The 20,888-nt window shown below is 61.5% G+C and carries 17 protein-coding genes; 7 read left to right on the forward strand and 10 right to left on the reverse strand.

The window, feature by feature from the left end:
• Window positions 1-49 precede the first annotated feature (49 nt).
• Window positions 50-391, forward strand: a complete 342-nt coding sequence (locus BSIN_RS10065; RefSeq protein ID WP_069235718.1) for a DUF4148 domain-containing protein — start codon at window positions 50-52, stop codon at window positions 389-391.
• Window positions 392-521: 130 nt separating this feature from the next.
• Here the strand turns inward: BSIN_RS10065 and BSIN_RS10070 are convergent, their stop codons facing one another.
• The 3 genes from BSIN_RS10070 to BSIN_RS10080 are packed head-to-tail and all read right to left on the reverse strand — an operon-like array spanning window position 522 to window position 3,576.
• Window positions 522-911 carry a DUF488 domain-containing protein gene (locus BSIN_RS10070; RefSeq protein ID WP_059514547.1) on the reverse strand — a complete coding sequence of 130 codons (390 nt, stop codon included), beginning with the start codon at window positions 909-911 and terminating at the stop codon, window positions 522-524.
• 39 nt (window positions 912-950) lie between these two features.
• Window positions 951-2,153 carry an amino acid aminotransferase gene (locus tag BSIN_RS10075; RefSeq protein WP_089340369.1) on the reverse strand — a complete coding sequence of 401 codons (1,203 nt, stop codon included), beginning with the start codon at window positions 2,151-2,153 and terminating at the stop codon, window positions 951-953.
• 37 nt (window positions 2,154-2,190) lie between these two features.
• Window positions 2,191-3,576 carry an amino acid permease gene (locus BSIN_RS10080; protein ID WP_089340370.1) on the reverse strand — a complete coding sequence of 462 codons (1,386 nt, stop codon included), beginning with the start codon at window positions 3,574-3,576 and terminating at the stop codon, window positions 2,191-2,193.
• Window positions 3,577-3,818: 242 nt separating this feature from the next.
• Between BSIN_RS10080 and BSIN_RS10085 the strand changes: the two genes are divergently transcribed.
• The 5 genes from BSIN_RS10085 to BSIN_RS10100 all read left to right on the forward strand — a co-directional run bounded on the left by BSIN_RS10085 (window position 3,819) and on the right by BSIN_RS10100 (window position 10,287).
• Complete coding sequence (locus BSIN_RS10085; protein WP_089340371.1) at window positions 3,819-4,286, forward strand: Lrp/AsnC family transcriptional regulator; 468 nt, start codon at window positions 3,819-3,821, stop codon at window positions 4,284-4,286.
• Window positions 4,287-5,241: 955 nt separating this feature from the next.
• The gene (locus BSIN_RS10090) at window positions 5,242-6,297 is read left to right on the forward strand and encodes a chitinase (RefSeq protein ID WP_143757395.1); all 1,056 of its coding nucleotides are present in this window, start codon (window positions 5,242-5,244) and stop codon (window positions 6,295-6,297) included.
• A gap of 827 nt (window positions 6,298-7,124) precedes the next feature.
• Window positions 7,125-8,777, forward strand: coding sequence for a hypothetical protein (locus BSIN_RS10095; RefSeq protein WP_143757396.1), 1,653 nt, complete (start codon window positions 7,125-7,127; stop codon window positions 8,775-8,777).
• Window positions 8,767-9,294: a hypothetical protein gene (locus BSIN_RS25275; protein ID WP_143757397.1), complete on the forward strand. Its 528-nt coding sequence runs from the start codon at window positions 8,767-8,769 to the stop codon at window positions 9,292-9,294. Before BSIN_RS10095 ends, BSIN_RS25275 begins: the two co-directional genes overlap by 11 nt.
• A gap of 360 nt (window positions 9,295-9,654) precedes the next feature.
• Window positions 9,655-10,287, forward strand: a complete 633-nt coding sequence (locus BSIN_RS10100) for a recombinase family protein (protein WP_089340374.1) — start codon at window positions 9,655-9,657, stop codon at window positions 10,285-10,287.
• A gap of 414 nt (window positions 10,288-10,701) precedes the next feature.
• Here BSIN_RS10100 and BSIN_RS10105 read toward each other — a convergent pair whose 3' ends face one another.
• The 3 genes from BSIN_RS10105 to BSIN_RS10115 form a co-directional block, all read right to left on the reverse strand.
• On the reverse strand, window positions 10,702-11,172 hold the full coding sequence (locus BSIN_RS10105) for a DUF2000 family protein (protein ID WP_089340375.1): 471 nt from the start codon (window positions 11,170-11,172) through the stop codon (window positions 10,702-10,704).
• Window positions 11,156-11,560 (reverse strand): cupin domain-containing protein, encoded by a 405-nt coding sequence (locus BSIN_RS10110; protein WP_069235714.1) that lies wholly within the window; start codon window positions 11,558-11,560, stop codon window positions 11,156-11,158. Before BSIN_RS10110 ends, BSIN_RS10105 begins: the two co-directional genes overlap by 17 nt.
• A 201-nt stretch (window positions 11,561-11,761) precedes the next feature.
• Window positions 11,762-12,571, reverse strand: coding sequence for an AraC family transcriptional regulator (locus BSIN_RS10115; protein ID WP_256583730.1), 810 nt, complete (start codon window positions 12,569-12,571; stop codon window positions 11,762-11,764).
• Between the two features lie 760 nt (window positions 12,572-13,331).
• Between BSIN_RS10115 and BSIN_RS10120 the strand changes: the two genes are divergently transcribed.
• Window positions 13,332-14,516 carry a porin gene (locus BSIN_RS10120; RefSeq protein ID WP_089340377.1) on the forward strand — a complete coding sequence of 395 codons (1,185 nt, stop codon included), beginning with the start codon at window positions 13,332-13,334 and terminating at the stop codon, window positions 14,514-14,516.
• Between the two features lie 192 nt (window positions 14,517-14,708).
• Here the strand turns inward: BSIN_RS10120 and BSIN_RS26455 are convergent, their stop codons facing one another.
• From BSIN_RS26455 to BSIN_RS10145, 4 genes are all read right to left on the reverse strand, one after another.
• A complete protein-coding gene (locus BSIN_RS26455; protein WP_173678662.1) occupies window positions 14,709-16,823 on the reverse strand; it encodes a dipeptide ABC transporter ATP-binding protein in 2,115 nt (704 codons plus the stop codon).
• A 12-nt stretch (window positions 16,824-16,835) separates the two neighbouring features.
• Window positions 16,836-17,903: an ABC transporter permease gene (locus BSIN_RS10135; RefSeq protein ID WP_256583731.1), complete on the reverse strand. Its 1,068-nt coding sequence runs from the start codon at window positions 17,901-17,903 to the stop codon at window positions 16,836-16,838.
• Between the two features lie 46 nt (window positions 17,904-17,949).
• Window positions 17,950-18,930 carry an ABC transporter permease gene (locus BSIN_RS10140; RefSeq protein ID WP_089340378.1) on the reverse strand — a complete coding sequence of 327 codons (981 nt, stop codon included), beginning with the start codon at window positions 18,928-18,930 and terminating at the stop codon, window positions 17,950-17,952.
• A gap of 93 nt (window positions 18,931-19,023) precedes the next feature.
• Window positions 19,024-20,625, reverse strand: a complete 1,602-nt coding sequence (locus tag BSIN_RS10145; protein WP_089340379.1) for an ABC transporter substrate-binding protein — start codon at window positions 20,623-20,625, stop codon at window positions 19,024-19,026.
• Window positions 20,626-20,888: the final 263 nt, after the last annotated feature.

Here is a 20,888-nt window from a genome sequence, read left to right on the forward strand (position 1 = left end):
GTCAATCATCGAATTCGCTTGTTGGATTCGAGATCGATATGGAGAACGTATGAAAGCCAAATTCCTTACCGCCGCCCTCGCCGCCGCAATCGTTTCGCCGGCGGCATTCGCCGACATGCCCGTCGGCAAAACTCGCGCCGAGGTTTATCAGGAATTGGTCGAAGCCAAGGCCAATGGGCTCGATTACATAACCGACGCGTCGTACCCCGAAATTTCGCCGTTCTATGCACACCGCTTTGCGAACAAGACGAAATCGCAGCAGCCGGTGCACGCGGTCGCCGATACCCGCAGCGAAACGCGCTCAGGCTCGACGCGCGAGCTTTCGGAAGCGTATCAGGAAGAACGCTGCGTCGGCCCGCGGACGTTCTGTAATCCGTACACGGGATCGTGAGCGGCCCCGTAGCATGCCGTAAGCACCAGCGGCCGAACCTGACTGTGCGTCACTCTTGTCGCTCGGCGGCAAGAGCGCGCGCGAGGAGACCAACATTTGCCAATCGCCGATACGAGCGTGCGCGGCCGCATCACGGACGCACCGACGCGCCGCGCTCCTCGAACAACCGGCGCAGAATACCGCGGTGGCATCGCGCCTCGTCGTCGCAATAACAGCCGACGGCAAAATTCGCCGTCGCCGATAGCGCCGCCAGTACGTCGAGCACCTTGCTCGCATCGCCATGGCTCATCTCGGCGCGGAATTTGCGCTCGAACGCGCGCCATTCGGCGTCCGAACTCGCGGCCTGCGCTTCAGCGACGAGTTCGGCACTCGGCGAAAGCGTCGGCAGCCACACGTCGTAGTAGTTGCGCGACGCAAATTGCGCTTTCGGGACCCCGCGCGGCGGTCGCCGCACGGTGCCGATTCGCACTCCCTCATCGGCCGCGCGCGGCGTGCCAAGCTGAACGATGCTGATGCTCATACGCGCTTGCCGTTGCGTGCTGTAACGATCGATACCATATCAAACGCCGCTCGCGATCACCGCGCCGAAAGCCTCCGACACGATGCCGACATTCGCCTCGTTCAACCCGGCGACGCACATCCGCCCCGAGCGCAACACATACACGCCGTGCTCCTCGCGCAGCCGGTCGACCTGCGACGCGCTCAGCCCCGTATACGTAAACATCCCGCGCTGCCTCACGTAACGGGCAAGGGCATCGGCCGGCACATGCGCGCGCAGGCCGTCGTGAATCGCGGCACGCATCTTCGCGATGCGCCGGCACATTGCCGCAAGCTCCTCTTCCCACTGCGCACGCAGCGCGGGCGTCGTGAGTACCTGGGCAACGATCTTTGCGCCATAGATCGGCGAGCTGCTGTAGTTCGAGCGCACGACGCCCGCGAGTTGACCGAGCACGCGCTGCGCAACCGCCACATCGTCGCAAATAGCCGACAATGCGCCGACGCGCTCGCCATACAGCGAGAAGTTCTTCGAGAACGAATTCGCAACGAGGGCCGGCACACCGCGACGTGCCAGCTCGCGCAATGCGAACGCGTCTGCCGCGAGCCCCGCGCCGAAACCCTGGTATGCGATATCGACGAACGGCAACAGCTCGCGCGCCTGCACGACATCGATCAGCTTGAGCCACTGCGCTTCATCGAGATCGACGCCGGTCGGGTTATGGCAGCATGCGTGCAGCAACACGACACTGCGCGGCGGCAACGCGTCGATCGCCGCGAGCATCGCGTCGAACTTCAGGCCGCCCGTCTCGTCGTCGTAGTACGGATACGTGTTGACCGTCAGTCCTGCGCGCTCGAAGATAAACCGATGATTCTCCCAGCTCGGATCGCTGATCCACACTTGCGCGCCGGGAAAATAGCGCTTGATGAAATCCGCGCCGATCCGCAGCGCGCCCGATCCGCCGAGCGTTTGCACCGTCGCGATGCGGCCGGCCGCGCGCGCTTCGCTGTCCTCACCGAACAGAACCGTCTGCACGGCGTCGCGATACGACGCCAAGCCCGTCATCGGCAGATAAGGTTTCGGGCCGCCTTCTCGCTGCACGATCGCCTCGGCTTCACGCACGGCGTTCAGCACCGGAATGCGGCCTTCGTCGTCGAAGTAAATGCCGATGCACAGATTGACTTTGCGCGCACGCGGATCTTGCTGAAAATTCTCGTTCAACGTGAGAATCGGATCGCCGGGAAACGCATCGATATGTTCAAACATGGCGGTTTCTGACTGATGAATGGAAAGGGAAATCGGGTCAACGCGCCGAAGCGCCGTCCGTCAGCGCATATTGCACGCCGCGCGGCCGCAGGCGGTAGCCAATCGCGAGCACCGCGAGCCATACCGGAATCAAATAGACCGACAGACGCAGATCCGGTGTTCGATACATGATGACGAGAATGGCCGCCATGAACGCGAGACACAGGTAATTCGTCAGAGGATAGCCGATGCTCTTGAAGCGCGTTTCGGCGCCCGCAGCACGTTTGGCGCGGCGAAAACGCAGATGAATCACGCTGATCATCGCCCAGTTGATGATGATCGCCGATACGACGAGCCCCATCAACAACTCGAATGCCTTACCCGGCATGAAGTAGTTGATCAGCACGCACAGCGCGGTTGCGAGCGCCGACATGCCGAGCGCCGCAATCGGAATACCGCGCCGGTTGACATGGGCGAGCGCGCGCGGCGCATTGCCCTGCTGCGCAAGCCCGTACAGCATCCGGCTGTTGCAATAGACGCCGCTGTTGTAGACCGACAGCGCGGCCGTCAGCACCACAACGTTCAACACATTCGCCGCGATATCACTCGATAGCGCATGAAAGATCATCACGAACGGGCTGCCGCCGGTGACGACCTTCTGCCACGGATACAGCGCGAGCAACACGCCGAGCGCGCCGATATAGAAAATCAGAATCCGGTAGATCACCTGATTGGTTGCGCGCGGAATGCTGCGGCCAGGATCGTCCGCCTCGGCAGCCGTGATACCGACAAGCTCGAGCCCGCCGAACGAGAACATAATGCCCGCCATCGCCATCGCGAGCCCGCCGACGCCGTTGGGGAAAAAACCGCCGTGCCGCCACAGATTCGACACGCCGGCTTCGGGCCCCGCGTGCCCCGACATCAGTAAATAACCGCCGTAGACGATCATCCCGACGATCGCGGCCACCTTGACGAGCGCAAACCAGAACTCCGTCTCGCCGTAAGACTTGACGCTCGCGAGATTGATCGCATTGATCGCGCAGAAGAACACCAGCGCGGAGATCCAGGTCGGCACGCCCGGCCACCAGTACTGAACGTAGATGCCGACCGCGGAAAGCTCGGCCATGCTGACGAGCACATACAGCACCCAATAGTTCCAGCCAGACAGAAAGCCGGTGAAATGCCCGCAGTATTTATACGCGAAATGGCTGAACGAACCGGCGACAGGCTCGTCGACGACCATCTCGCCAAGCTGCCGCATGATGAAGAACGCAACGACGCCCGCCAACGCATAGCCGAGCAACACCGACGGCCCCGCCGTCTGAATCGTCTGAGCAATACCGAGGAAAAGCCCGGTGCCGATCGCGCCGCCTAACGCGATTAATTGAATGTGACGATTCTTCAACCCCCGTTTGAGGCCATCGTCGTTCTGATCCAAAACCATGTCTTCTCCATTGGGTCCGCCCGCGGCGGAGCGGCGACGCGCATCCAGACCGGCCGGGGCGCCTTATATAGTGTTTCCGGCACCCGGTCGCGGTTTCACGCCGGGCTTACCGGGCTGGGGACTGCCGAAAAGCCGGCGCTCAGTTTATCGCTGGCGGGACGAAATCGGGTTTCGTACCCCCTTCATGCAAACCCTACATTATGAGATAAAATTGCATGCAGGAGACAAATCAGGAAACAAAAATGCAAGAAGCGCTTCTGGATCGCATCGATCGTCAATTGCTCGGCATCCTGCAGGAACGTGGGCGGATCTCCAATTTGGAATTGGCGAGTGCAGTTGGGCTGTCGCCCGCTCAAACATTGCGGCGACATCGCCGGCTCGAGGAAATCGGCGCGATCAAACGCTACGAAACCCGGCTCGATGCCGGCATGCTGGGCTTCGGAGTCACCGCGTTCGTGCAGGTCACGATGGAGCGCGGCCATATCCGCGATTTGTCGACGTTCCAGAAGCTTGTGTCCGAACTCGCGCAAATCCAGGAATGCTTTTCCGTCACCGGAGATATCGACTACGTGCTGAAGGTCGTCGCCGCGGATCTGAAAGGGTTGTCGACGTTCCTGCTCGATACGCTGATGCGCATTCCCGGCGTGAGCGGCGTGCATTCGAGCGTCTGCCTTGACGAGATCAAATGCACCAGCGCGGTACCGCTGTAGCCCAGCCGCCGGCAGGACATTCCGCCGTCGCGTGCTTCGATTCGCCGCGCAAGGCCATCGGCAAACCGGTTGATCTTTACGCGGCCGCGCAACGGTGCTCGCGAAACAAGCTGTAACGAGAACGTGCGTACTCGAGGCTGGCCGTTTTCGGAACATGCGCAGCATGCCACTGCCGCGCCGGCTCGCCACGCTCGAGTGGCATTCGGCATGCCTGGCTCGCCTCGGAAAATGCGCCGGACGGATGGCGTCGGCATCATCGGGAAAGCCAGCGGACTTGCATTTCTCGGCGATTTCCGCCTCGCCAGATGATCAGGATTCCTGGTCATCCAGGTATCGATATGCCCGGCTCTCGGAGCTGCACCGAATCGGCGCGCATTTGTGGGCATCGGTCGAAGCGGCCTACGGAGCACGCGGTCGGCGCTACTTACGTCGAGGTGCCGTCAATTTAACGCAAACCACCGTGCCAGATATTCCGGAAATTGTTACTCAATGTCCGTTGATTCGGAGCGGAAAACCATGCCGCAACACCATTTGCCAAGACACAAAGTGGATTCAATATCCGGTACATTGAAAAATCCAATGTGGCAAACAACTATTCAAACGAGAAAAATTCGAATCAATTTTTATGGGCTACATAGTTCATCACAAACAATCCGGACAATATCGATAGTTTTAAAAAAACGTTTTCCACCAACCAAATCATCCCATCGATTCGAATTACTCAATAATTTTCACAAATTATCTTGAGTCAATAATTTGAAGGCAAAATTCGGCAGACCACCCAACATCGCAACTCAGGAAAAGCCAATTTTTTTCGTCAATTGATGCAAAATTATTTCTGCCACCCAATTCCTCACCTTCAAAATCCACACAAAATAATTTGACAAAACAGAAGCTTTGTATAAGTTATGTAGGACGAAATAACTGCGGTTCCATCCCCCCAACAAGGACGATCATGAGAAAAGAAATGCTAAAACGCGCCGTTTCGATTCTTGCCGGATGTTTGCTGGCAGCATGTGGAGATGGCGGCTCCAGCGGTATATCGGGCATAGCGCAAAAATCGATGAAGGCGGCAGCTGCGGCCACGCCCCGATTGATATATAGTCCTTATAAAGACATCACGATCAGCATGAACTGGAACACGAACGTCATCTCCACCAACGTGACCGGTTCGCTTCAACCCATCCTCAACGTCATGCCGAGCAATCTGGATACATTGACTTGGGCATTCGCCACCGGAGAGTGCGGCAGCGAGAACTGGGGAGGGCTTCAGCCTGCAATGGTGGCCAGCGCCAACGTGCAAAGCATGGTGAACGCCGGAAAGAAATACATCCTGTCGACCGGCGGCGCGGCCGGCTCATTTACCTGTAGCTCGGATGCCGGCTTTCAGAAATTCATTCAAACCTACTATTCGGCTAATCTGGTCGGCGTCGACTTCGACATCGAGGCAGGCCAGAGTCAGGACGCAATCAACAATCTCGTTCAACGCGTGATCAACGCCGCGCGGATCTACCCACAACTGCGCTTCAGCTTCACGCTCGCGACGCTCGGCGGCAATTCTGCGCAGAGCCTGAATCAGACCGGCGCCATGGTCATGAACGCAATCAAGAGCTACGGACTGACCAATTACACCATCAATTTGATGACGATGGATTACGGTAGCGCCAATCCAGGCAACTGCGTGATCGGCAGCAATGGGTTGTGCGACATGGGAAAATCCGCCATCCAGGCAGCCGTCAATCTGCATAATTACTATGGCACCCCGTATTCACAAATCGAATTGACGCCGATGATTGGAGGAAACGATACGCAGGACGAAACGTTTACACTCAACGACGTCAACACCATCTCGTCCTTTGCGCAACAAAATGGCCTCGCGGGCATCCATTTCTGGTCGTTCGATCGCGACAACGATTGCCCTCCCGGCTATGCATCGCCCATCTGTAACAGCTATGGACAAGCTGGAACGCTTGGATTCACCAAGCGATTCCTGTCCGCGCTGAATCTTTGACGGCCGCGCCGGTCCGTTCGTCGAGGCAATGGCAAAGGCCGATTGAAAACAGTGAAGTTTATCTACGCTGCCGGGGCGCCCAGCATGGGCGCCTCGCGGTTCGCGGTTCGCGGCGCGTTGCTCCTCGGCATCACGTCTTCGGATCGATCCACGAAAGTCCGGCGCGCACTTGCACTGGGTTCAGAGCAGCAACGCCAACCCAGCCGTTCCGTATCGAACCGGTATGACGCCGGCCGATCGACGAAATGCCTTCGCGAATACCGCCCGAACACCTGCCCCTTTCTTCGATACGAAACGCAACCCGCTTTCGAAAACCACGATAGAACCAAGCTTGCCTGGATTGAATCGACGGTTTCATTCTTAATCCAAACCGGAACACGTGCGTCGCCGGACCGACAGCGCCACTTCCAGTACCGCATCGGTAGATTTATTGCGAAGCCGCCGCCCATTTACTTCGGCATCCGCTAGCGGAACCACCGCCCTTGCCACGCACCGCCAAACCGTTTCGTTCGCGGCGCCTGCACCTTCATCCACGATTTCATACAGTCACCGCCGCAGCAGATGGCGTGCCGCGGATCATATTCGGCTTTTCGCAGGCGTTAAATCGATTTCGCGTATCGATCACATCGTTAATTTCGCGCCATTAAAGTAAAACTATCATCATTGATTCATATTCGTTAAACATTGAAAATTAAATTCCAGATAAAACCGAATTAAAAATGCCGTCGCACCGGATATGGTCATTCGATGCCATATCGGCGCAAGCGATCGATGCCGGACAAAGTTCGGCGGATCAGCGCAACCCTCAACCTGCGTAAACGAATGCCATGCCGACCACCACCAACACCACTGCGATGCCATGTCCGGCGTTTGCGCCCAGCGCACCTCCCCTTCCCAGCCCCGCCGCCGCCCCAGCCAGAATGATGAAGCGCTCGGAAAGTCTGCCGGCCAGGATTTCCGCCGATCATCTCCCGGCACGGCGCCCCATCGGCCTGGCAAGGCCATATGGTCGTTTCGTGTCGCCGAGGAATCTAGCCAACGACGTCGCAAACAGTTTTCTGAAGAATGCCGGCTTCGATCTGGCGCTTCGCGAAAACAAATTGATCGTGACCCGCCACCGTGATCTCGAAGCGGCCGAGGCTCAATATCCACCGTCGGGACAAGTTCTCGCGCAGGTCTGCCAGGCATGGATGACGATGGAGCCGAAGCCGGCGAAACTGGACATCGCCGCGGCACTTCTGCCGGCGATCAATGCGCAGCTCCTCGAACACATCGAGGATTGCAAGATGGAAGGTAGCTTGAAGGAATCGGTCAAAGAACTCGCCAAAAAATACCTGACGGCATTCGGCGACCGGGATTTGGCAATCGACGATCTGATTTCCACCGTCAATACTTATTTTTTCGACAAGATCGGCACGAACAATACGCTGACGAACGCCAATATCGCCTCGGCAGCATTGACGGCTCTTTTCATGCTCGTGCCCACCATCGGCAAGAACCTGCCGATCCTCATGGCGGCCGTGCGAGACAAGCGCTATAAGGACGCCATCCTGCCGGCGTTGTCGATCATGTCAATTACCGCGATGACGCTCAATCCGACGATGGCCGCATTGGGGCGGGATCTTTCATCGGCGATTGCCGGTTCGGTAGGCAACCTGCTGATGATGATGCATTTGCCGGAAATCCTGCATCACGGTTACGAATGGGCCCAGCTCAAAAAAACCCGCTTCCCCGCCGAAACCCACCCATTCACCCATTTTGCGCGCAACCACGGATTGGTCGACCAGGGTTTGCACGCCGCGTTGGATTTCATGCATGAATTCGGCGCGCAGTCCGGCTTTTTAGCACTCAATATGGTCAACGCGGTCACCAACGGCGGTTCCGCACGCAATCCGGCGGGCTTCCCGCTGCTCGCGATGCTGCTCGGCTCGTTTGTGCTGCACACGACCAGAGGCGAGCCGCCGTTCTCCGAATTCAAGGCGGACCGCAACGCCATCGCCGAAGGCCTGACGGCGAACAGCGAACACCATAGCGCACGCGCGCGCGCCGCGATGCTTTTCCTTCAGCAAAAGATCGCCGCGACTTACGACGCGAATTTCGGAAGCATCATCGCCCCGCAGTTGAACAGGTCTTTTGCCGATGCGCACATCGCGCGCCAGCTCGGCGGCCATACGTTGTCCGATGAAGACGAGAAAACGTTCGTCAAAAATCTTCTCAGTCATTTTGTCAACGAAAAAAAAGCGAAGGACGCGATTCAAGTAGCGATCGACAAAATTTACCGCTACGAGGACTTCGATCCGGCAACCAACGCGTGCGGCGATCCGCAGTTGGCTGAAATCCTGCGCTTCGTTCAGGCGCAACGAAACAAGGATCGGGCCTTTCTGCGTAACACGCGCGGCTTCGCCCATTCCAATCACGTTTATCGCAACATCATCTCTCACGCAATCCAATGTGCGGTCTTCGAAGAGCTTGGACGTTAGCACCGGCCTCGCCTCGCCGGGCATCACGAAAACGCCCGGTCATAAAGGGCTCGCACGCGTGCGTCGATCGCCGCCTGCGAGCGGCCTGTTCGGTTTTTTCATCCGTGTATTTCACCGCCCGTGGAGCGGCTCGCCCAGCATCGCCGGCACTCGGTCAGTGATGTTCGCCGCGACCCAAAACAAAAATAGAAATTCCGTCTTATCCGTTTGCTCGACGCGAGCCCGCCTGCTTGCGGCACGCTTTCACATGATCCGCGCCGATGCCCGATCGGAACCGCGTGCGCGGCGCGTTGAACGGAACACGCGATTATTGGAAGACCGCTATTCGCGGACTGCGATCCCGGCTCCCGCCTTCGGCGCAAACGTCGCTCAAACTCTTTCTCATCCGGCTTATCTTCCGCATTCGTCGCGTTCATCGATATTGCCGGCATTCATTCTCTTTACCGTGCCGTTTCATAAGAAGCTCCGCGCTGTCCGAAACAGCCATCAAAACTATCATTCAATGAATTACTCATGAACGTTGTTCAAGAAAATTGAATATAATGCAAAAAAATCAGCTTTTATCGCCGCGGAATTCGAGCACTGACGTCACGACCATCTGATTGATTTAACAATGGTTCGTGGTAAATTTCGACCGCTCGACAAAAACGGACCTTTTTGTCTAGAGGATTTTGCCCCTACCCGCAAGCTTATCTTTGTTGAACAATCTATTTGCTTATTGCGTGGCAACGCGCATCTTCGATGCGATGCATGATCTGCTCGAAGAAATTCAATCCACTCGTCGATGCCCGACGCGCTCCATTTATGGGCTATTCCTTTGTGCTGTCTTCGTCACCTCGGTACGCCAATGACCAGTCAATCTGCCCACCCTTCACGCATGCGTCAAAACCACGCAACTCGCGCTCTACAGTCTGTTATTCCGAACCACCGCCCACCCGTTAAAATCGGTTATGCCCGCGTCTCGACTGACGAACAAAATCTCCAATTGCAAATCGACGCGCTGCAATGCTGCGGTTGCGAACGCATTTTGACCGACCAGGGCATTTCCGGCACGGACTTCAGCCGTCCCGGTCTCGACAGTGCGCTGGATCTGCTCAAACCTGGCGATACGCTCGTCGTCTGGCGGCTCGACCGCCTCGGACGCTCGCTGGCGAAGCTCGTCGATCTCGTCAATTTTCTGAGCCGGCGCGACATCGACTTCGTGTCCATCACGGAATCCATCAACACCGCGTCGCCGGGCGGCGTCCTGGTGTTCCATCTGATGGCCGCCCTCGCGGAATTCGAGCGCAGCCTCATCAGCGAGCGCACCCGCGCCGGCCTCGCCGCCGCCCGCGCACGCGGCAAACGGCTCGGCCGCCGCTCCGCGTTGTCCGCCCATCAACGCGCGGAGGTTTTACAACTCATTCAAACCGTGTCGATCAACGAAGTCGCCGCGCAATTCAATGTTCATCCCCGTACCGTCAAGCGATTGATCCATGCGTGCAACTTTTCTCAATCCGTTGACGAATAGCATTTCAGCCTCTAATATCGGACCGACTTGCCTCTCCCCGTGGCAAGTCAATATCAGAATCATTGATCGGCGCGACCTTCACGGCCGCGCTTTTTTTATTTAAGGAATACGGGAATATAATCCGCAATATAAACCGGGTCGGCCGCCTATTTTTAATGTCACACATGCCGCCCGAAGGCCGCCGGCAAACGGATCTAAAATCTCCGCACACTGCATTTTCCGCTCGTTCATTATATTTTCCAGATGTTTCTAAACACCAAATTACGATTTACGCTCGATTAAAACAAACCGATCGCCAATATATTTTGAAGCCGATTAAATTGAGATAAAATCAATTTCCAATTCGCTCATCCGGAAATTCGTTACCGCTCCCCCATGTGCCTGTGTGCATGATTTATGTCAGACAGGCTCAGATCAGGCATGCATGCGCACCCCCTTCGTCACCTTGTCGACGAGTTTTCTGTGCTCGCGCAGCGCAAGCCCGACCACCTTTGCATCGGCCGGCGCATACTCGGCAAATACTGCCCGGTTCGCCGCATCGTGACCGGTCGTGAACATTTCCTCGATATAGACCCCCAACCGCATATTGCGCTCCAGCGCACGCCGCTGGATCGCGCGCATCGTCGCCTGGTCAGCCGACAGCACGATCACCGGCTGCACGCAAAGGCTGTGATAAACGTGCCCGTCGGCATCCCGGTACGGATCACCGACGATCTCCGGCGCCGCGCCAACAACGCCGCTCATCAAAAACGCCGTGACATTGAGCTTCTGCCAGACGGCAAGATCGTCTCGAACCACGATCGCGATCTTGGTGTCGAACGCCGCCGGCGCCAAGTGCGGCGAAGCATCAGCCCCAACCGGCAGGAAATCAGATCCAGATATCATTCTTCGCCGTCCTCTCGTTCGTTTCCTGTCCGGTATTGAGCACGCCGCGCGGCTCGATCAGCATCAGCCTGACTTCACGCTCGGCATAGGGTTTGTGTTCTTTTCCTTTCGGCACGACGAACATTTCGCCTTTTGAAAGATGCACGGCGCCATCGCGGAAATCGATGCGCAACGTACCGTCCAGCACGATGAACGCTTCGTCCGTATCGGTATGGGCATGCCAGACGAAATCGCCTTCGATCCTGACGACCTTGAATTGATAATCGTTCATCTCCGCCACGACGCGCGGCTGCCAAAGATCGTGGATTCGCGCGAATTTCTCGTCGAGATTGACGCACGCATACTCCACGGGTGCGCACGATGCGCGTGCAGATTCGGTTACTGTCATGGGCATTTTGCTCACTGTCGGATGAAATCGAGCCGATCGTACCGGTGGCGCGAATTGGCCGTCTTGAACGATCGTGCATCCGTCGCGGCGGAAAGCGGCGGGTGTGGCGAGCCTGATCCCCATGCGCGTGCATCGCGGCAACCTAGACAGACGCGCACGCCGGCCGGGCCGCCCCGAACGGACGGCCCGGCCGGCCGGCGCTCACGCTGCGCGAGCCGACAGCATCCTGAGCCACCGCGCCGGCGGCAACCCGTAAGCCCGTTTGAAATGGCGCGTCATATGGCTCTGGTCTGCGAAACCGGCGCGCGCAGCCGCATCAGCGAGCGGAACTTGCCGGACGATCAGCGCGCGCACGCGCTCGAGACGTCGCATCGTCAGATATCGGTATGGGCTCGTGCCGAAGAAATGGCGGAAATCGCGGCACAAGCTCCAACGGTCCTGCCCCGCCATGCGCGCGAGATCGTCGAGCGTTATCGCGTAATCGGGCACATCGTGCAGGCAGGTGCGCGCGAGTTGCGCCGCGCGATAGTCGCCCGTGCGGTGCACGCGTTTCGCGCCGCTCGCCGCGTCGAGCGCCATCGCCAGATCGAACAGCACGTCGTCCTGCTCGAACGAATCGCCCCCGCCGTCGAGCTGTAGCAGCAGCGTGCCGGCGGCGGCGTGCAGCCGCGGATCGTCCGACATTGCACCATCGATGAACGGCAGCGGCCGTCCGCCGAGCACCTGCTGGACGAGCGCCGGCGCCACATAGATCATCCGGTAGCGAAATCCCCGTTCCGTACCGGCTTCGCCGTCGTGCGGTTCGTCGGGATGAATGACGATCGTGCGGCCGGGCCGGCTATGCACGACGTTGCGCCGGTAATGGAACGATTGCACGCCGGACAGCGTGCAACCGATCGCATAGGTATCGTGCCGGTGCATGTCGTAAGCATGCGCATGGAAATAAGCTTCGATACGCTCGAGGCCGCCGTGCGACGTCCGATGGATCCAATCGGCACGCGTGTCGGGCATGGGGTTGCCCAGCGGCTCGCCCGGCATTGCGCTGCCCCCTCGTTTTCCATGTCGTCTTCGCCGCGAAAATGAAGCCGGAAAGTCACGCCGGCGCGTGAAAATCGATGCTCCGGCTCATCAGTTGAGCAACGCCGGGCAAAAATTCTAGCACTGCGCACCGGATGCGTGGACCGTCCATCCCGCGCCTGCCAGACAAGCGTCCATTGGCTACGGCCGTGGGGCCGCCGTCCATCGTCTTCCAGCCAGTCCCAGGCTTGCGAAGCACCGTCGGTGAGGGAACGCGGCGCGCGCATCCGCGGCTCCCGCGCGACCCCAAAACCTCGCGCGCGGCACTATCGTCAGACGCATCGAGCGCCGAGGTCCCGCCCGATGTCCCGCGAATCGCTCCCGAATCCCGTCGAACCGCCCGAGATCCGCCGCACGTGCCGAAGCCGCCCGGCGCTTCTCCCCGCCAGGCGCCATGTGGCGCCGACGCATCACTTTCCGCGCTCGCGACACCTGCCCTACGATCATTTTCTTCTATCGATAGGCGGCCGACGACGCGTGCCGCCCCCCCGACCATCCGTTCGTACCGCGAATCTCCGGCCGCTACCGCGCTCCCCGGCAACATCTGCTCCGATCGGTGCACCGGGCGGCGTCCGGATTTGTTAAGCATCGGATTGCAGATTTTCAAATCGGAATTTGCACGTTTAATCCTACATAAGACTTTAATAGCATCGGTTTTCTCAAAAATCTATTCAACAAAATAAAGGAAAACAAAATGATCAGAAAATCGATCGCACTGGGTTTGGCTTCGCTGGCGTCCACCGCAGCACACGCACAAAGCTCCGTCACGCTGTACGGAATCGTCGATGCCGGCATCGCGTATACCAACAATCAGGGCGGCGCGCACAACTTCCAGCAGTCGAGCGGCAAGCTCAACGGCAGCCGTTGGGGCCTCAAAGGCGTCGAGGATCTGGGCGGCGGGCTCTCGGCAATCTTCACGCTCGAAAACGGCTTCAAGACCAATGACGGCACATTCGGCCAGGGCGGGCGCGAATTCGGCCGGCAAGCGTGGGTCGGATTGTCGAAAACCTGCATCGGTGCGCTGACGCTCGGCCGTCAATACGAACCGCTCGCCGATCTCGTCGCGCAATACGCCGGGCCGGGTTTCTGGAGCCCGGCGACGCACGTGGGCGACAACGACAATCTGAACCAGTCGTTTCGCATCAACAACGCGGTCAAGTTCCGCAGCGCAGTGCTCGGCGGCTTCGCGTTCGATCTGCTGTACGCGTTCAGCAACCAGGCGAATGGCGGCGCGGGCACGGGTTTCTCGAACAACAACGCATGGGCAGCCGCGGCAAACTACACGAACGGCCCGCTGTCGATCGGCGGCGGCTATGTCGTGCTGCATCACCCGAGCGCGGCATCGAACGCAAACGGCGCGGTCGGCGGTGCGACCTCGACGACCGGCAGCGACTACAGCCCGGCATTTTTCTACGGACTCAACGGCGGCGTGCTGAAGCAGCAGATCGCGGCGGCCGGTGCGAACTACACGCTCGGCGCCGCACGGCTCGGCTTCGCGTGGAGCCACACGCAGCTCGATTACGTCGACGGCTCGTCGCGCAAGTTCAACAACTACGATGCGAACGCGCGCTATCAGCTCACGCCTGCGACGACGCTGATCGGCGTCTATACGTTCACCGACGGCCGCGCATCTGGTTTGCCGAACACGGACGGCCACACGCTCAAGCCGCGCTGGCACCAGTTCACGCTCGGCATCGACTACGCGCTGTCCAAGCGCACGGATCTGTATCTGTCGGGCGTCTATCAACTCGCGGCCGGCGACGCGTCGACGTCGACGCGCGGCGGCTACCGGAAGATCGCATCGATCGCCGACGCCGGCGCGCCATCGTCGACCGATCGTCAGATCGCCGTGTTCGGCGGGTTGCGCGTGAAGTTTTGAGCGGCGGTCTAATGGCGACGGGAGCGGTGGCACAACACTGCGCAGCCTCTCGGCGCGAGTGGCGACGCCGTGCAATGGATGAACGGCGGCAGCGCCGCCGCCCCGCGCGTTCGACCGATGCCGAACCACCCACCTGGCGCGTGCGCGAGCCTCGCGGCAAAACGATCGCGCCATGATGAAACCGCCGCGCGCTCATGCCGAACGCGCGGTGCGCGCACGCCCCGGAATCGCGTCAAGCAGCGCACGCGTGTACGGATGCTGCGGCTCACGCCAGATCGACCGATGATCGCCGCTTTCGACGATTCGCCCCTGCCGCATCACATGCACGCGATCCGCGATATAGCGGACCACCGACAGATCGTGCGAAATGAACAGCAGCGCAAGCCCCAGTTCCTTTTTCAACTCGACGAGCAGATTGAGAATCTGTGCCTGGATCGATACGTCGAGCGCCGAGACGGGCTCGTCGCAGATCAGCAGTTCCGGCTCCAGCACGAGCGCGCGCGCGATCCCGATCCGCTGCCGCTGGCCGCCGGAAAATTCGTGTGGAAAACGGCCGAGCGCCGACGTCGGCAAACGCACGCGCTCGAGAATCGCGCGTGCGCGGCTGCGCCGCGTGCGCGTATCGGCGACGCCATTGACGGCGAGCGTCGCATCGAGCATCTGCCCAATCGTGCGGCGCGAATTCAACGACGCGTAGGGATCCTGAAACACCATCTGCACGCGCCGGCGCAGCGGGCGCAACGCGCGTTCGCGCAGCGGCGCGAGATCCACGCCATGCAGCCGGATCTCGCCGTGCGCGGCCGGCACGAGCCGCATGATCGCGCGCGACAGTGTCGATTTTCCGCAGCCCGACTCGCCGACGAGCCCGACCGATTCGCCGCGCGCGATGTCGAGCGACACGCCGTCGACCGCGCGCAATGCAGCACCGCCATGCCGTTGCGAATAATCGACGCGCAGATCGCGAATGGAAAGCAGCATCGGAGCGCCGTTCGTGACCGGCGGCGAACCAGCGGATACAGACGGCTCGTGCGCGGGGGCTGCCGTGCGGTGCGGCCCCGCGGCATCGATGACGGCGGCCTGCGCATGCGCCGCGTCGGCCGTCGCGGTTTGGGTGAAGCACGCATCCGATGAGACAGCCGGTGCGTGCACCGCCGCCTTCGCCGAGCGGCGCGCATGCCGTGCATCAGCCGCGACGATTTCCGGGCCGGCCGCCTCGTCGCGATCCTTTCGTCCGCGTATCGCTTCATTCGCCAGCGATTGCGCGGCAGCCGCGACGGTTTCCGGACTGGCCGCCTCGTCGCCATCAAATCGCCCACGCGACGCGCCCACTTTCGCGAAAGGCCGCGCATCAGCCGCAGCAGTTTCCGGGCAGCCCGTCCCCGCCTCGGCGTCCTGCCCGCGCGCCGCCCCCGAGCCTCCGCGCCCGCCCTCAAGCCGCATCGCCTCGAACGTCCCCGCAGCCTCCGCCACCGCGCGATGCCGAATCTCGGGCAGCGCCCGCTCGCGATAATGCAACTCGTCGGCAAGCGTCAGCGACGCGCCCAGCAATCCGCGCGTATAAGGATGCCGTGGCGTCGAAAACATCTGCGCGGCGCTTGCCTGCTCGACGATCCTTCCATCCAGCATTACCGCGACGCGATCCGCGCGATCCGCCACCACGCCGAGATCGTGCGTAATCAGCAGCAGCGCCATGCGCAGCTCGCGCCGCAGCGTATCGAGCAGCGACAGAATGCGCGACTGAATCGTCACGTCGAGCGCGGTGGTCGGCTCGTCGGCGATCAGCAAACGCGGCCGGCATGCGAGCGCCATCGCAATCATCACTCGCTGCCGCTGGCCGCCCGACAGTTCGTGCGGATAATCGTGCACGCGGCGCCGCGGCTCGGCAATTTCGACGAGATCGAGCAGTTCGACCGCGCGCGCGAATGCCGCGGCTTTCGCCAGCGGCTCGTGCGCGCGCAACGTCTCGACGATCTGCTCACCGATCGTCAGCACCGGATTGAGCGACGTCATCGGTTCTTGGAAAATCATCGAAATCTGCCGGCCGCGCACGTCGCGCGCATCGCGCTCGCGCAACGCGAGCAACTCCCGCGCGTCGAACCGCAGGCTGCCGCTCACCCGCGCCTGCTCGGGCAAGAGCCGCATCAGCGCGAGCGCCGTCGCGGACTTGCCGCTGCCCGACTCGCCGACGAGTGCAAGCGTCTTGCCCGCCGCAATGTCGAAGCTGATCCCGCGCACTGCGTCGTGCGCACCGAAGCTCACGCGCAAATCGCGCACTTCCAGCAACGTGTTTTGACTATCGTGGCTCACGATGTCGCATCCTTAAACGCGTTGCCGCAAACGCGGATTCAGCACTTCGTTCAAGCCGTCGCCGAGCAGATTCAGCGCGAGCACCGCGAGCACGATGGCCGCGCCGGGAATCGCACTCAAATACCACGCGGTGCGCAGCGCGTCGCGCCCTGCGCCGATCATCGCGCCCCAGCTCACGACGTTCGGATCGCCCATCCCCAGAAACGACAGCGACGATTCGATCAGGATCGCGCTCGCGACCATCACCGACGCGGTGACGATCACGGGCGGCAGCGCATTCGGCAGGATCTCGCCGAAGATGATGCGCGCGTTGCCAAAGCCCTGGCTGCGTGCGGCAAGCACGAAATCCGCATGGCGCAGCGCTCGGAATTCGGCGCGCACGATCCGCGCGACGCTCGGCCAGGACGCGACGCCGATCGCAAACGCAATCACCGTGACCTGCGGCCGGCCGATCGCGACGATCACGACGACGAGCAAAAACGACGGCACGGTCTGGAACAGTTCGGTCACGCGCATGCACACATTGTCGACAATGCCGCCGAAATAGCCGCCGAGCGCGCCGACGAGCGTGCCGATCGTCAGCCCGAGCGCGGCGGCCGACGCGCCGATCAGCAGCGACACGCGCGCGCCGTGCGCGATGCCCGCGGCGACGTCGCGGCCGAGCGAATCGGTGCCGAGCCAGTAGGCCGGATCGGCAAACGGCCATTCGAACGGCGCGGCGACCATGTCGAGCGGATCGCCGGGAAAACATACGGGCGCGATCAGCGCAAGCACGGCGAACGCCGCGAGCAGCACGAGGCCGGCGAGCGCCGACGGATTGCGCAGCAACGCGCGCCATGTAGCGCGGCGCGCATGCGTCGACGCCACGCCACTCTCGGCCCAGACGTCGGCGCCGGCAGCCATGCCGACGTCGGCCTGCCCCGCCGCGAGCCCCTCGAGCGCAGCGCTGTGGCCGCCCTCGTGGTCACGCCGCCCGGACAGCGCGCCCGCGCGCTGCCGCCACGGCGACGCGCGGCGCCACCGGGCGGCGCGTCGCGCGTCGGACGGCATGGAACCAAAATTCGACGAATCGACAGTCATCGGAGATCTCCCCACACAAACAGGTATCGGAACACGCGGGCGCGCATCAGCCGACACGCGGATCGAGCCACGCCTGAATCAGATCGACGAGCGCATTTGCGACGATCACGAGCAGCGACGACAGCAACAGCACGCCGAGCAGTACGCTGAAATCACGCGCGAGCACCGCGTCGAGCGCGAGGCGGCCGAGCCCCGGCCAACTGAACACGGTCTCGGTGACGGCCGCGCCGCCGAGCAGCGTGCCGAAGTGCATGCCGACGACTGTCGACAGCGGCATCAGCGCATTGCGCAGCACGTGGCGCACGCTCACGCGTGCGGCCGACAGCCCTTTCGCACGGGCGGTGCGCACGAAATCCTGTTGCCCGACTTCGAGCATCGCGGCGCGTGTGAGGCGCGCGTAGACCGCGACGAAGAAGGTGGCGAGCGTGGTCGCGGGCAACAATGCGTGCTTGGCCAGGTCGGCCACATACGCGAGCCCATGCAGCGGCGCGCCGATCGTCAGATTGCCGCCGCTCGGCAGCCAGCCGAGCCGCACCGAGAACAGCACGATCGCAAGCAGGCCGATCCAGAAGCCGGGCGTCGAATAGAACAGCAGCGCGAGCACCGACAGCACGCGATCCGGCCATTTGCCCGCCCAATGCGCCATCACCGCGCCGAGCGCGACGCCGACGACAAGCGCAAGCGAGAGCGCCGCGCCCATCAGCAGCAGCGTGTTGGGCAGCCGCGACAGGATGAGCTGCATCACCGGCATGTCGTAGCGCGGCGAATAGCCGAGGCTGAAGTGCGCGAGATGCGACAGATACGCGCCAAGCTGGCTGACGAGCGGCTGATCGAGGCCGAACTTCGCACGCATGATCGCCATTGTCTCGGTGCTCGCGGAGCCCGATTCGCCCGCGAGCACGTCGGCGGCGTCGCCCGGCATCAGCTTCAGCAGACAGAAGTTGACGATCACGATACCGATCACCGTCGGCACAGCCTGCCACGCGGTCCGGCGCAAGATCGCGCCCCAGCGCGCGTTTCGCCTCATGGGTTCTCCTCGTGTGGTTCCAATGCGGCCGAAATGCGCCGCCCGGATACGCCCGGCGCATATTCTTCGCGCGAATGCGCGGCGCCGCCCGGCTCAAATCAAATAGACATCCGCGAAATTACCTTCGAGCCCCTGCGCGGACACCGTGTGATCGCGCACGCGCCGGTTTGCGAGCGTGATCGAGCGTGGCGCGATCAGGTTCAGGATCGGCAGATCGCGATGGACGATCTGCTGGAATTGCCGGTACAGCGCGACACGCCGGCTCTCGTCCGGCTCGATCGACGCCGCTTCGAGCAGCCGGTCGACATCGGGATTGCTGTAGTGCGGCGCGTTCGAGAACGGCACGCCGGGCCGGATATTCTTCGACCAATACAGCCGCTGAACGCCGACGCTCGGATCGAACAGCGTGTTGACGCCGGTGCTCGCGAAATCGAACTGCCGGTCGGTATAAACGCGCTTCAGGAACGACGGCAGATCCTGCGAGCGCACCGTCACGTCGATGCCGACGCGCGCGAGCGCCGATTTCGTGTAATCGGCAAGCCGCCGGAACAGGTCGCCGTAAGGCAGATAGTCGTGCGTGAGCCGAAAGCGCACGCCGGCCGCCCCGCGCGGATAGCCGGCCGCATCGAGCAGCTTGCCGGCCGCCGCCGGATCGAACGGATAAGGCGCGAGCGTCGGATCGTGATACGGCGACGCGGGCGTGATCGGCGTCGGCGACACGTCCGCATAGCCGTAAGCGATCGTTTTCTGCACGACTTGCGCATTGATCGCCTGCGCGATTGCCTGCCGCACGCGCCGGTCCTTCAACACCGGATGATCGAGATTGAAATCGATCTCGGTCTGCGGCGCGAGAAACCGGTAGCCGCGCATCTCGACGGCGAGTTGCGGCAATCGGCTCAGGCGCGGCAGCTCGGTGAGCGGCACCGGGTTCTCGCCGCCCAAATCGAGCGCGCCCGTCTCGAACGCGGCCGAGCGCGCGGCCGGGTCCGGGATCACCTTGAACACGAGCGTATCGATATACGGCTTGCCCGCCTCCCAGTAATCCGGATTGCGCTCATAGACGATGCTCGCGCCGCGCGTCCACGATTTGAAGCGAAACGGCCCCGTGCCGATGGGCGCGTTGTTGTGCGGATTCGACAGCGGATCGCCGCCTGCATACAGATGCTTCGGCACGATCGGCGATTCGCCGGCCGACAGCGCACGAATCAGAAACGGCGCGGGCTTCGACAACTCGACAATTGCCGTGTGCGCATCGGGCGTGCGAATGCGGGCGACGTTCGCGAACGTACTGCGCCCGCGCGGATGAATCGCTTTCAGCAGTTCGATCGAGAACGCGACGTCCGCCGACGTGAACGGCTGGCCGTCGTGCCATTTGACGTTCCTTCGCAGCGTGAACGTATACGCGAGACCGTCGGGGCTCGCTTGCCACGCGCTCGCCAGTTGCGGCCTCGGCCGCATGTCGAAATCGTATGCGAGCAGCCCTTCATGCACTTTCGAACTCGCGAGCAGCGCTGGGCCGGTGGTCTGAAAGATCGACACCAGCACGGGCGGCTCCGGATTGATCGAAACGTTCAGCGTGCCGCCGCGCTTGCGCGCCGCGCCGTTCGTTTGCGCGAGCACGGCGGCGGGAAGGCCCGCGCTCGCGAGCGTTGCGCCGGATGCGATGAGAAAGCCGCGTCGGGTCAGCCAAGACATGCGTCGTCGTTCCTATCGGGAATGCGTGGGCCTCAGGCCGTCGCATCGCGCGACGGACAGACCGAAAATCGTAGCAATGCGGCCGGGCGGAACGAACCAACACATCGTGCTATCGATATGACGGCTTACGTCTCACATGGCTCGCGGCCTAGGCTCCCCACTCGCGACGAGTGCCGCAAGCACGCGTAAATGCATTCGACGATCGACGTGACCATGCGGTTGCCGGCGTTGCGCATCGCCGTCGTCAACGGGCGGGATCGGGT

Source organism: Burkholderia singularis (assembly GCF_900176645.1).
GTDB lineage: Bacteria > Pseudomonadota > Gammaproteobacteria > Burkholderiales > Burkholderiaceae > Burkholderia > Burkholderia singularis.